This window comes from Exiguobacterium sp. s91 (genome assembly GCF_018618915.1).
In the GTDB taxonomy this organism is placed as follows: Bacteria; Bacillota; Bacilli; order Exiguobacteriales; family Exiguobacteriaceae; genus Exiguobacterium_A; species Exiguobacterium_A abrahamii.
Map to the genome: position 1 here is coordinate 1,074,899 of NZ_JACSMZ010000001.1, position 12,847 is coordinate 1,087,745.

The following is a 12,847-nucleotide window of genomic DNA, read 5'->3' on the forward strand; positions in this document are numbered from 1 at the left end:
TAAGCGTTATCAATGTTGATATATGGTAATTCTAACTTCAAAGGTTGGACAAAATGGTGATTATGCATAGTAGCGAATAAACATAAAAGGGTGTAAAGTATAATTTAACTGAATATACAGAAAATTAAGAAGGCAAGGAGAGTGCTACTATGACATTTCATCAATACCCTGAACAGCAGGGATTATACGACCCTCGTATGGAACATGATGCGTGCGGGATCGGGGTTTACGCACATCAAACAGGACGAGCGAGTCATGAAATCGTTGAACATGCATTGGCCATGCTTTGTCAAATGGAACACCGTGGTGGACAAGGAAGCGATGCGAAGACCGGAGACGGAGCGGGTATTTTAACGCAATTACCAGATCGTTTATTTCGTGAAACGGTTCGTCACATTTCCTTCCCTAAAAAAGGGGATTATGGCGTTTTCATGATGTTCTTACCACGTGAGGAACGAGAACGGGTGCGACTCGAACGAACGTTAGAGTCAATCATTTTGACGGAAGGACAAGACGTCTTAGGATGGCGTACCGTACCCGTCCAGTCCGAAGTGCTTGGGTCGGGTGCCCGCCGCACGGAGCCAGTCATTCGTCAATGTTTCATTGGTGCACAGGCGATGGAAGGATTGACATTTGAACGAACACTCTTTTTGATTCGTCGCGCATTTGAACGTGAATCGGAGCAACTCGGTCTTGAACAATACGTCCTGAGTAGCTCGAGTGAAACAATCGTTTACAAAGGACTCGTGACGACGGATCAATTGCGTGCGTACTTCGATGACTTACAAGACGAACGTTATCAATCAGGATTTGGTATTGTGCACTCGCGTTTTAGTACGAATACGTTCCCAAGTTGGAAACGTGCCCATCCGAACCGTTATTTGATTCACAACGGCGAAATCAATACGTTGCAAGGAAATATTCGTGCGATGCGCGGTCGAGAACGTCGACTTGCTGAGACGACATATGGTAATCGGGCAGAGGAAGTGTTACCGATTCTAGATGAGACAGGTAGCGACTCGTCGATGCTTGATAATGCGTTTGAGTTTCTTCATCTGTCCGGACTCTCACTCGCTGAGACAGCACTGATGCTCGTACCGGAACCATTCGAACATGCTGAGATCAGACCAGCGAAGCGCGCGTATTATGAGTACCACAGTAGCATGATGGAGCCATGGGATGGTCCGTCTGCAATCGTCTTTACGAACGGAAAACAGATCGGTGCGACGCTTGACCGAAACGGTTTACGTCCAGCGCGATATGTATTGTTACGCGATGGTCACTTCATGTTGTCGTCAGAAGCAGGAGTACTCCCTCTTCGTGAACAAGACATCCTGTACAAAAAACGATTAGCACCGGGTGAACTGCTTTTACTCGACTTTGCGTCCGGTCAGTTGATCGCAGACGAAGAGATTAAACGGGAGCTAGCGACACGTCATCCCTACGCGGAGTGGCTCGCGCAAGAAGTCGTTTCCCTTTCAAGTAACGACTTCAAGGAAACACTCGTTGAACTTGGAACGAAACAACGACACTTCGGATATACGCGTGAAGATATCGATCAATACTTGATCCCGCTCGTCGAAGAACAAAAGGATCCGTTAGGTGCGATGGGGACGGATATACCGCTAGCGGTCTTAAGTGAACGCCCTCAATCCTTGTTCCGATATTTCAAGCAACTGTTCGCACAAGTCACGAATCCACCAATTGACGCGTTACGCGAAGAGATCGTCACCTCGACGCTGACATGGCTTGGTCGACAAGGGGAACTGCTGACGCCGAACCGCGCTAACTGTCGTCGTGTTCGCTTAGAGACCCCGATTCTGCGACCAGACGAAGCCCATGCGCTTAAACAAAGTGGACTTAAGCAAAAAACGATTTCGACGACGTTCACCGACTCGCTTGCAGAAGCGCTCGACATGATCGTTGATGAGGCTGTGACCGCTGCACGAAACGGGTATGAATTATTGACATTATCGGATCGTCTCGTACGCCCCGGCACATTGCCGATGCCCATCCTCTTAGTGACGAGTGCGATTCATCATGCGCTGATCCGCAGGGGATTACGTACAAATCTCAGCTTGATCGTTGAAGGAGGAGAGATTCGTGAAGTCCACCATGTCGCGACGTTGCTCGGATATGGTGCGGATGCGATTTATCCGTACCTGGCATATGCGACGCTTGAAGAAGCGGTAGGGGATCGTTTTACGGATGTAGACAAACGTTACCAAAAAGCAGTCACGGAAGGCGTCGTCAAAGTCATGTCGAAGATGGGCATTTCGACGGTCTTCAGCTACCGTGGTGCGCAAATCTTTGAAGCAGTCGGAATCGATCGCTCCGTCATCGACCAGCATTTCACTGGTACGGTCTCTCAATTGAGCGGGATGACGCTTGAACTGATGGAAGAAGAAGTCCGACGAGCACAACAGGTTGCAGATGAACGGATTTATTTAGAGTCCGGTAGTGTCTTCCGGTACCGTCAAGCAGGAGAACATCATGCCTTTAACCCAGCAACGATTCATTTGTTGCAACACGCATGCCGGACGAATGATTACCGGCTTTATCAAAAGTACGCTCAACGCATTCAGGAGGAACCGGCAACGGTGCTACGACATCTGTTGACGTTCAAGGAGACGAAGGCGATCCCAATTGAAGAAGTTGAGCCTGTCAGCGAAATCGTCAAATACTTCAAGACGGGTGCGATGTCATACGGCTCGTTATCAAAAGAAGCGCACGAGACGCTTGCGATCGCGATGAACCGCTTAGGCGGAAAGAGTAATAGTGGTGAAGGCGGTGAAGAGGAGGAACGATACGAACGGGATGAAAATGGTGACTTCCGGATGAGCCGAATCAAGCAGATCGCCTCTGGTCGTTTTGGGGTGACAAGTCATTACCTCGTTCACGCGGACGAATTACAAATCAAGGTGGCACAAGGTGCGAAGCCCGGAGAAGGTGGTCAATTGCCTGGTGAAAAAGTCTATCCGTGGATCGCACGGGTGCGTGCATCGACACCGGGTGTTGGATTGATTTCCCCACCACCACATCACGATATCTATTCGATTGAAGATTTGGCCCAGTTAATTCATGACTTAAAACGTGCCAATGATCAAGCCCGGATTAGCGTCAAACTTGTCGCAAAAGGTGGCGTTGGGACGATCGCGGCTGGAGTTGCGAAGGGGCTTGCGGACGTCATTGTCATCAGTGGTCATGACGGCGGCACGGGTGCCTCGCCGAAGACGAGTATTCAACATGCCGGACTGCCATGGGAGCTTGGTCTTGCTGAGACGCACCAAACGTTGACATTAAACGGGTTGCGCGAGCGTGTCGTCCTTGAAACCGACGGAAAGCTATTGACTGGTCGCGACGTCATCCTCGCCGCGATGCTCGGAGCGAATGAGTATGGGTTTGCGACAGCTCCGCTCATCGCCGTCGGATGTATCATGATGCGTGCTTGTCATCTCGATACGTGTCCTGTTGGTGTCGCGACGCAAGATCCAGAGCTCCGTAAGAAATTCACGGGATCTGCCGATGACGTCGTCCATTTCATGACGTTCATCGCAGAGGAAGTACGAGAACATTTAGCGAAGCTCGGTGTTAGCCGACTACAAGATCTCGTAGGGCGGACGGACCTACTCGAACCATCGGAGCGACAACGGACGCATTGGAAGGCGAAGAGTCTTGATTTTTCGCGTCTCCTCGTTCACGTGACACACGGTCCGGCTGAACAACAACAGCATCATGTCGAGCGTTCTTTTGACGCGCGTGAAATCTCGCCGTATTTGGAGGCGGCAGATTTCAGTCAGCCTCAGACACTACGTTTAACGATTCAAAATACAGACCGTGCGATCGGAACGCAGACCGGTGCCATGCTAACAAGACGGTTTGGGGCCCTTGGTCTGCCAACGGATCGATTGAAACTCGAACTGAATGGATCTGCCGGACAAAGTTTAGGTGCGTATTTACCACGCGGAGTAACGCTTGATGTCACGGGAGAAGCGAATGATTACGTCGGGAAAGGATTGTCCGGAGGTATCATCGCCGTTCATCCTCCACGTTCGATTTCGTTCGTCTCGTCCGATCAGTCGATCATTGGTAACGTCGCACTTTACGGGGCAACGAGTGGAGAACTCTATGTCAACGGTCAGGCAGGTGAACGATTTGCGGTTCGAAACAGCGGAGCAGTCGCTGTCGTCGAAGGAATCGGTAACCATGGACTCGAGTATATGACCGGTGGATCCGTTGTGGTCCTTGGCGATGTCGGAAAAAACTTTGCTGCCGGTATGTCAGGTGGTGTCGCCTATGTCTTGCCGCGTAATCCTGAACAATTTTTACAACGTGTCAACCGCGAACTCGTTTCGACGGGACCTGTCACGCATGTCGAAGAGATTGCGCGACTGAAGACGTTCATCGAACGTCACGTTGCACGGACCGGTAGTGAGCAGGGCGATGCGATTCTAGCGAACTGGGATCATGTCATTCATTCGTTCATCCGCGTCATTCCTTCGACGTATGAGAAAGTGACGACGTTGATGGCTGATTTCGCAAAACAAGGACACAACACCGAAGAAGCGATGTTGCTCGCATTTGAGACACATCTAGGGCGCAGAACAGGAGGGGTACGATGAAACGACGCGATCAATTCATGACAGTTGCTCGTTCGGGTGGGACGGAACGACATCCAAGCGAACGGGTGGGTGACTTTAAGGAATATAAGACGGCTTTGACGGAAGCGGAAGCGAGTCAACAAGCAAGTCGATGTATGGATTGTGGCACCCCGTTTTGCCATGTAGGGGAAGTATTTGATCAAGTGAAGATTGGTTGTCCAGTCTATAACTTGATTCCAGAATGGAACTTGCTCGTAGAAGAAGGACGTTTTCAAGAGGCACTCGATCGCCTTTTTGAGACGAACAATTTCCCAGAATTCACGGGTCGTGTCTGCCCAGCGCCATGTGAAGGATCGTGTACGTTGTCGATTCATGAACCTGCGGTCGCGATCAAAGATATCGAACGGACGATCATCGACATCGGCTTTGAAAAAGGATGGGTCGTGCCCCGAATTCCAGCAATACGATCGACACGTTCGATTGCCATCGTTGGATCTGGTCCTGCCGGTCTTGCGGCTGCCGATCAGCTGAATCAAGCCGGTTACCAAGTGACGGTCTTTGAGCGGGAAGATCGGATTGGCGGATTACTCACGTACGGTATACCAGCCATGAAACTCGATAAAGAGGTCGTACAGCGCCGTGTTGATTTGCTTGAAACGGAAGGGATTCACTTCCGGACGAACGTCACGATCGGCGCAGATATCACTCTCGAGACACTTGAAGCGGAGTATGACGCGGTGATCTTATGTGTCGGCGCGACGGAACCGCGCAAATTAACGGAAGCGCCAACGCGTGGAGTCGGTTATGCGATGGATTATTTGACAGGGGTGACACGTCACGTGCTCTCGCAAGAACCGTTGTCTCCTGATCATGACGCGAAAGATAAAGATATTCTCGTCATCGGTGGAGGCGATACAGGAGCGGACTGTGTGGCAACAGCACTCCGTCAACGCTGTCGCTCCGTCGTCCAATTCGGTAAACATGAACAACCGGGTACGACGCGTGCGACAGGAAACATGTGGCCGGATACACCGTCACTCTACTCAATCGATTATGGGTATGCAGAAGCTTTTCAACAATTCGGTCGGGATCCTCGTGAATACTTGATCGCCATCAAGCGATTCACAACAAGTGAATCGGGTCAAGTCACCGGTGTCTGGACGATTCAGACGACGAAAACAAAAAATGAATCGGGTACAGTGATCTTTGAGGAAATCGAAGGTAGCGATCGTTACTTCCCAGTCGATCAAGTCTGGATCGCCATTGGATTCAGTGGTGTCGAAGAGAATGTACTCGAACATTTAGCGGTCGCTTCGGAACGCGGGAAAATCAAGACGACGCGTTATGCGACGAACCGGCCAGGCGTATTTGCTGCAGGTGACGCAAGACGTGGTCAATCATTGATCGTCTGGGCGATTCGCGAAGGTCGTGAAGTAGCGGAAGCCGTCGGACACTATTTAAAAGCAATGCAACAAACAGGCTAAATCACATGGTCTGGATTTCTGGCATCATCAGAAATCCAGGCTTTTTTGTGTTTGGCAAAGAAATCTGCCAGTTCAAAAATAACTATTGATTTTGTTTCAAGGTGAAACACCGAAAATATTTCTGCTATTCTTATAAAATGAAGAGGAGGTATGACAGATGAATTCAGAAATCATCTATTTCGTATGCGAGAGTGGAATGGCGAGTAGTGTCATGGGTGCTACGATTTTAAGAAAACGCTTACTTGAATGCGGTATTACGACAGACGTTAAGACATGTCGGATCGCAGAACTACCTGATCAGGCATCTTTTATCGTCGGAGAAACGCAACTCGTCCATCGACACGTATGGAAAACACATTGTTCTGTGCATCCAGTCGATCGGGTTCTTGATCCGACTGCATATGATGTCATCCTCGAATCTTGGCAGAAAAGAGTGAGGCTGCATGACTGAATTTACACCACGGGAACATGATATATTATTTTTCCTCTTATCACGCGAAGAACCTGTTCAAATACAAGAGATCGCGGAAACGCTCGAGACATCGGAACGAACGATTCAACGTGAACGCGATCGTCTTGCCCAATCTTTAGAAGATCATGACTTGCGTTTGACATATGTCCGCGGCAGAGGCCTCTTAATTGAAGGAACAGACGAAGCCAAACATGTATTACGGGACCAACTCTTGTTGTCACATAAACAATTACCGAACGCTGAAGATCGCCAAGTCGAGTTAGCGTATCGGCTACTACAAGAAGAAGGGATGGTCAAATTACAGGCGATCGCCCATGCGATGTATGTGGCTCCGAGCACGGTCAGCCAGGATTTAGAGCGGATTGATGAGTGGTTTCTGCAATATGACCTTGAAATCAAGCGCAAAAAAGGTATTGGTGCTGAAGTCATCGGTGAAGAAATCAACAAACGCCGTTTACTGATTTCATTGATTTTTACGCAATGGGATGTTCTCGCTTTCTATCGGTTGTTACAAGGCGACGCTGGGCAATTACCTCATCTGTTACGCTTGAATCGAACATCTTGGCTTGAGATGATCAATCAAGCGTACGCGGTCATTGCGCCATTGACGAAAGAAGGGCGTCTCAATGACCGACAAATCATGCGTGCGACACTCAGCTTAGCTTTACAAGCGTTGCGCAAAGATCAGTTTCCGATGCGTTACGAGTTAAAAGCGTATCCGGTCGAAATCCTCAAATGGGTGGAACGCGTCGAAGAGCGACTACCTGACACATTGTCGATTGCCGAACGCCAATGGTTATCAGAAGAGTTGCGTGCTTTCTTTCAATCGGACGCAGGAGATACGGAAGAACTCGTCACGCGTCTTCGTGTGAAACGATTGATTGAACGTGTTTCCTTAATGTATGGAACGAACTTCACGAAGGATCATGCGCTAGAACGCGGACTCGTTTCGCATATTCAATCGTACACACGTCAAAATAGTGTCAATCCATCTTATGTCATCAAACAAATCGAACGGGAATATCCGCGCTTGTTTGATGCGGTCAAACAAGCAGCACTGTCGATCTTCACCGATGTTACATTCGAAGACGTGGATTTAGCTTTTTGGGTCATGCACTTCGGAGCTGTCCTGAGTAAACCGACACCTAAACTACCATATCGTGTCCTCGTCGTTTGTTCTGCTGGACTCGGTTCTTCGAAGTTACTAATGAATCGATTGCGTCAAGAATTCGCTGAACTCGAGCACATCGATAACTCGTCGTTGTTTGGCATCGAACGGTTACCGATCGAATCGTACGACTTCGTTTTATCGACCGTACCGTTGCCTGACATCCGCCCACCACATCTTCTCGTTAACCCGTTACTTCCTCAGGATGAGGTCGAACGGATCCGGAAATTAATTCTCGCCTTGCCTAAATCCTTTCAACCGGCACCACGGCAGACGAAAACGGAATGGCTCGATCTTGAGCAACTGCATCGGCTCGTCGCATCGTCAATCCAAGTATCGAATGGATTCAAGATGGAACGGTTGGAGCGGATGGACGATGGGATTGAATCGCTATTGTTTGAAATCAGTACACGAATGGTCGAGCAAGGATTAGCGAAGTCAGCTGTGTCACTCTCTGGACAATTGCTGCGTCGTCATGAGATGTCAGGTCTCGGTATTCCGGGAACACGGCTCGCACTATTTCACGGACGCGATGCGACGATTCAACGAGGGGGATTTCTTATCTTTGAATTGCCTGAACCGATCGACTTACTCGGAATGGATCAACAGTTGCAATCCGTCGAACGGCTTCTCGTCTTGGTCGCACCGGAAGAGACCTCGAATGAACTGCTTGAATTACTCAGTTCGATCAGTGCTGCGATCATCGAGAGTCCAGAACAAATGGATCAATTCGAGTTCGGGGAGGAACAGACGATTCGTCTGCTTTTGAATCGAACGTTTCGAACGGTCATTGATCAATTCCTAGGTCACACTTGAAAAATCCCTGTCACTCAATTCCTGAAGTGACAGGGATTTTTTTAGGTCAGGCAGGCTTCTTTCCAGTCTGTCCAACTTCTTGGACAAAGACTGAACTAGGAAAGATTGAGTAAGCGCTTGCAGTGCTCTTACAATAAGGTCATAGCAAAGCAATCATCTTATCAACTCATACACGAAATGGAGGCTAACGCAATGGCGACAGCTCAAAATGGAGCACGGGGCATCCGTGTACAAGTTCAACGGTTCGGAAGCTTTTTAAGCGGTATGGTCATGCCGAACATCGGTGCATTTATCGCCTGGGGGATCATCACGGCACTGTTCATCCCAACTGGATGGGCACCAAATAAGGAACTCGGTGAACTCGTCGGTCCGACGATCACCTATCTCTTACCGTTGCTGATCGGATACACAGGCGGGAAATTAATGCATGACGTCAGAGGGGGCGTCGTCGGGACGCTCGCGACGATGGGGGTCATCGTCGGAACAGAGATTCCGATGTTCCTCGGTGCCATGATCATGGGACCACTTGGCGGATATGTCATCAAAAAGTTTGATCAGTTGATCGAAGGAAAAATCAAACCAGGTCTCGAGATGCTCGTCAACAATTTCTCGGTCGGAATCATCGGTGGTTTGTTGATGCTCGGTGGATTCAAAGTGTTCGGACCACTCATGACAGGTCTTGACGACATCATGGCTGCAGCAGTTGGTGCGATTGTCAGTGCACACTTATTACCGCTTGCCAGTTTGTTCATCGAACCAGCAAAAATTTTATTCTTAAACAACGCAATCAACCACGGTATCTTAAGCCCTCTTGGTCTCGATCAAGTGAATGAAGCAGGAAAATCGGTACTGTTCTTACTCGAAGCCAACCCAGGTCCGGGTCTCGGATTGTTACTCGCTTACTCGTTCTTCGGTTCTGGTGCAGCAAAGAAAACAGCACCGGGTGCTGCGTTCATTCAATTCATCGGTGGGATTCACGAAATCTACTTCCCGTATGTCTTGATGAAGCCGGTCTTATTGCTTGCGATGATCGCAGGCGGTATGAGTGGGATCCTCACATTCGTCCTATTTGATGTCGGTTTAGTCGCACCTGCTTCACCGGGTAGTATCATCGCTGTCCTTGCAATGGCATCCCGCGGCTCTTACGTCGGATTGATCGCCGGTGTCCTTGTCTCAGCGTCTGTGACATTCGTTGTCTCGACAGTCTTATTGAAAACAAGCAAAGCAAAAGAGACATCACTTGAAGAAGCAAGCGCGAACGTCAGTGCGATGAAAGGAAAACAATCAATTGCCTCGACACTCGTTTCAGCTGATGCCAAACCACTTGCGGAAGTCGAACATATCATTTTCGCTTGTGACGCTGGTATGGGATCGAGTGCGATGGGGGCATCTGTCCTTCGCAATAAAATCAATAAAGCGGGCTTACCGATCAAAGTGACGAATACGTCGATCAGTCAACTGCCGCAAAACGCCGAACTGATCATCACGCATCGTGATTTGACGGAGCGGGCGAAGGAACAAGTCCCAACGGCAGAACACCGATCAGTCGATAATTTCCTGAATGCCGGGTATTATGATCAACTCGTCCATGAGATCGAAACAGCACGGAATAAGATTTCTTAAAAATAAAGAGAGAGACACTCAAGGAGGAATAAACATGACAACGACAATGAACCTTTCACCGGAACTTGTATTACTTGACCAACAATTCGCAGACGAGACGGCAGCCATTACGGCTGCCGGTCAACTCCTCGTCGATCACGGATATGTCGAAGCGGGTTATATCGATTCAATGCAGGAGCGTCATGCCTTATCGACGGTCTACATCGGCAACCATGTCGCGATTCCCCACGGAACAGAGTCGGCTAAATCACAGGTCAAGAAAACGGGGCTATCGATTCTACAAGTACCGCAAGGCGTAGCATTCGGAACGGAACAAGCACGACTCGTCATCGGCATCGCTGGCGTTGGGGATGAACACCTCGAGTTGCTATCGAATATCGCGGTCATTTGCTCCGATGAGGAGAACGTCGAGCGTATCGTGGCAGCGACATCAAAAGAAGAAATCATCGCCTTATTGACAGCGGAGGTGTAAGCATGAAAGCCATCCATTTTGGTGCTGGTAACATCGGACGTGGGTTCATCGGCTTACAACTCGTCAAGACGGGTTACGAAGTCTGTTTCGTAGATGTCAATACGACGGTCGTCGATGCATTAAAAACGAGACAAACCTACGAAGTAGGTTATGCCTCTGAACAAGGAGGACGTGAACGGGTCAACGGCGTGACAGCACTCAACAGTTTATCTGAACCGGATCAAGTCATTGCAGCGATTCGCGATGCAGACGTGATTACAACAGCTGTCGGCCCGAGCTTGTTATCGAAAGTAGCTCCTTTGATCGCGGAAGGGTTACGTCAACGTGATCAACAGACACCTGTCTACGTCATTGCGTGTGAGAACATGATCGGTGGGTCAAAACACTTGCAAGCAGAGGTGGCGAAACATCACCCCGTAGCGGAGAACTGGTATTTCCCGAATGCAGCGGTTGACCGGATCGTACCGCTTCAACATCACGAAGACCCGTTGTACGTCGAAGTGGAAGAATTCTTCGAATGGGTGATTGAGACGACTGGACTACCGGAAGCTTATCCACGGATCGAAGGCGTCACCTATGTCGAGAACATCGAACCGTTCATCGAGCGGAAGCTGTTCACCGTTAATACGGGACATGCGATCGCTTCTTATCTCGGAGCACTATTCCATAAAGAGACGATCGCTGAAAGTCTAACGGATCCACGCATCCGTCGTGGTGTCCAGACAGCACTTTACGAAACAGGATGGCTATTACTTGAAAAGTACGGCTTTAATCCGGTCGATCATAGTGCGTATATCCAAAAGAATATGAAACGCTTTGAAAACCCGCGGATTCATGATGAAATCATACGTGTCGCTCGTTCACCGATTCGTAAACTGAGTCCAAGTGACCGACTCGTCAAACCAGCAAAGGAATTGATGGAGCGTGGCATCGAAGCAGATGGATTAGCGCGTGGGATCGCAGCAGCTCTAACCTATTTCGATCCAAATGATTCAGAATCTTCAGAATTAAATGCATATATTACGAAACATGGAATCGAAGATGCGCTAAACGCGTATTTACAATTATCGGCAACGGATCCACTTGGATCTCGAATCATCGAACATTATGAAGCAATGCAACACCAAGTCAATTCGATTGCTTAAGAATAAGTGTTCTCAACACCTTTCACGGGATGTGAAAGGTGTTTTTGTATATCGAATTAAATGCGACGTGTCGTCATCGAAATGATCAGTTTTTGAAATTCTTCTATCACAATTTGATTACAATTTGTATATTAAATTTGGAATATTCGAAAACGAATATTTAGCGATTAAAATACATTGTACGCTATATGAACGGAACATCTCTATTCCGATTTTTCAGGTAAGAGAAGGTGATCATATGTTGAATTATAAAGTGAACGTATATAGATTAAACGGAGCACGACCAAAAACTACAAAAGGAACCGGACCAAAACATTTGATTTATTCGAGTCAATTTTCTTCGCGTACGCCAGTCCATTTATTGCATCAACTCATCTTGAATCGACTATTGGTTGAACAAGAAAAAAACCTTGATTTGACGTACACGATCGAAGTAAATGCGGTACTTGATCAATTCGTGATCGACGTCCGTGTCTTTTCGACAGATACGGTCAGTGTCCAAGTTGAGCGTGACTTGATTGAAATCATTGAACGCGAAGAAGTCCGTCATATCCCGGCTCTTGAAATCGGGAAACCTGATTTTGCTGAATTCGCCCACATCGTCTTAAAGGTGAAGGAAGGTGGACCACGCCTTTCACAAGAGGATACGCAACGAATTTTCAATGAGTCTGGTGTTCGAGGACGAATCATCCTGCACAAGGAGCGCATCGATAGTCATGAGCCCTCCCATTCGATTCAGTTGTTGATTGGTGGGGCCGAGAAGTGTTTGTATAGTCTTTCGCAATATCAGCTTGATCCACTCTTCCGTAAACATGGTTTGACGATTCAATCCTTGAATCTGTTACCGTTTGATTTATTCATGATTCGTGACAAAATTGCGATGCTGTCTTCGGCAGATGCTTCGCAACTGTGGATTGATGACATCACGACATCCAAGAACGGACGATCACATCAGATTTGTTTTAACGATGGGAATGAATGCATGACGGTCATCTGTGATCTTCATGGATCAATTCGTTCTTATAAGTGTTCGTGATGGTTTAACTCTTCTTCGAATAGGCTACAT

8 protein-coding genes are annotated in these 12,847 nt (G+C 48.3%); all 8 read left to right on the forward strand.

Going from position 1 to position 12,847, the window contains the following annotated elements:
• Positions 1-149: 149 nt before the first annotated feature.
• The 8 genes from gltB to KNQ06_RS05395 all read left to right on the forward strand — a co-directional run bounded on the left by gltB (position 150) and on the right by KNQ06_RS05395 (position 12,817).
• Entirely contained in the window at positions 150-4,622 is a 4,473-nt protein-coding gene (gene gltB, locus KNQ06_RS05360) for a glutamate synthase large subunit (RefSeq protein WP_215147483.1), read from the forward strand.
• A complete protein-coding gene (locus KNQ06_RS05365; RefSeq protein ID WP_215147484.1) occupies positions 4,619-6,085 on the forward strand; it encodes a glutamate synthase subunit beta in 1,467 nt (488 codons plus the stop codon). The genes gltB and KNQ06_RS05365 overlap by 4 nt, the downstream gene beginning before the upstream one ends.
• A gap of 157 nt (positions 6,086-6,242) precedes the next feature.
• Positions 6,243-6,536 (forward strand): PTS sugar transporter subunit IIB, encoded by a 294-nt coding sequence (locus KNQ06_RS05370; protein WP_050678288.1) that lies wholly within the window; start codon positions 6,243-6,245, stop codon positions 6,534-6,536.
• Positions 6,529-8,541, forward strand: a complete 2,013-nt coding sequence (locus KNQ06_RS05375) for a BglG family transcription antiterminator (protein WP_215083997.1) — start codon at positions 6,529-6,531, stop codon at positions 8,539-8,541. Before KNQ06_RS05370 ends, KNQ06_RS05375 begins: the two co-directional genes overlap by 8 nt.
• Positions 8,542-8,733: 192 nt before the next feature.
• Entirely contained in the window at positions 8,734-10,164 is a 1,431-nt protein-coding gene (locus tag KNQ06_RS05380; protein WP_075642502.1) for a PTS mannitol transporter subunit IIBC, read from the forward strand.
• A 34-nt stretch (positions 10,165-10,198) separates the two neighbouring features.
• Positions 10,199-10,636, forward strand: a complete 438-nt coding sequence (locus tag KNQ06_RS05385) for a PTS mannitol transporter subunit IIA (RefSeq protein ID WP_200934376.1) — start codon at positions 10,199-10,201, stop codon at positions 10,634-10,636.
• A gap of 2 nt (positions 10,637-10,638) precedes the next feature.
• Positions 10,639-11,781 carry a mannitol-1-phosphate 5-dehydrogenase gene (locus KNQ06_RS05390; RefSeq protein ID WP_214723494.1) on the forward strand — a complete coding sequence of 381 codons (1,143 nt, stop codon included), beginning with the start codon at positions 10,639-10,641 and terminating at the stop codon, positions 11,779-11,781.
• Positions 11,782-12,019: 238 nt separating this feature from the next.
• Positions 12,020-12,817 (forward strand): hypothetical protein, encoded by a 798-nt coding sequence (locus KNQ06_RS05395; protein WP_050678284.1) that lies wholly within the window; start codon positions 12,020-12,022, stop codon positions 12,815-12,817.
• Positions 12,818-12,847: the final 30 nt, after the last annotated feature.

Excerpts from the sequence above, each read along its gene's own strand:
- KNQ06_RS05395 (WP_050678284.1), top strand. The coding sequence starts at position 12,020 with ATGTTGAATTATAAAGTGAACGTATATAGATTAAACGGAGCACGACCA.
- KNQ06_RS05390 (WP_214723494.1), top strand. The coding sequence starts at position 10,639 with ATGAAAGCCATCCATTTTGGTGCTGGTAACATCGGACGTGGGTTCATC.
- KNQ06_RS05380 (WP_075642502.1), top strand. The coding sequence starts at position 8,734 with ATGGCGACAGCTCAAAATGGAGCACGGGGCATCCGTGTACAAGTTCAA.
- KNQ06_RS05370 (WP_050678288.1), top strand. The coding sequence starts at position 6,243 with ATGAATTCAGAAATCATCTATTTCGTATGCGAGAGTGGAATGGCGAGT.
- gltB (WP_215147483.1), top strand. The coding sequence starts at position 150 with ATGACATTTCATCAATACCCTGAACAGCAGGGATTATACGACCCTCGT.
- KNQ06_RS05375 (WP_215083997.1), top strand. The coding sequence starts at position 6,529 with ATGACTGAATTTACACCACGGGAACATGATATATTATTTTTCCTCTTA.
- KNQ06_RS05385 (WP_200934376.1), top strand. The coding sequence starts at position 10,199 with ATGACAACGACAATGAACCTTTCACCGGAACTTGTATTACTTGACCAA.
- KNQ06_RS05365 (WP_215147484.1), top strand. The coding sequence starts at position 4,619 with ATGAAACGACGCGATCAATTCATGACAGTTGCTCGTTCGGGTGGGACG.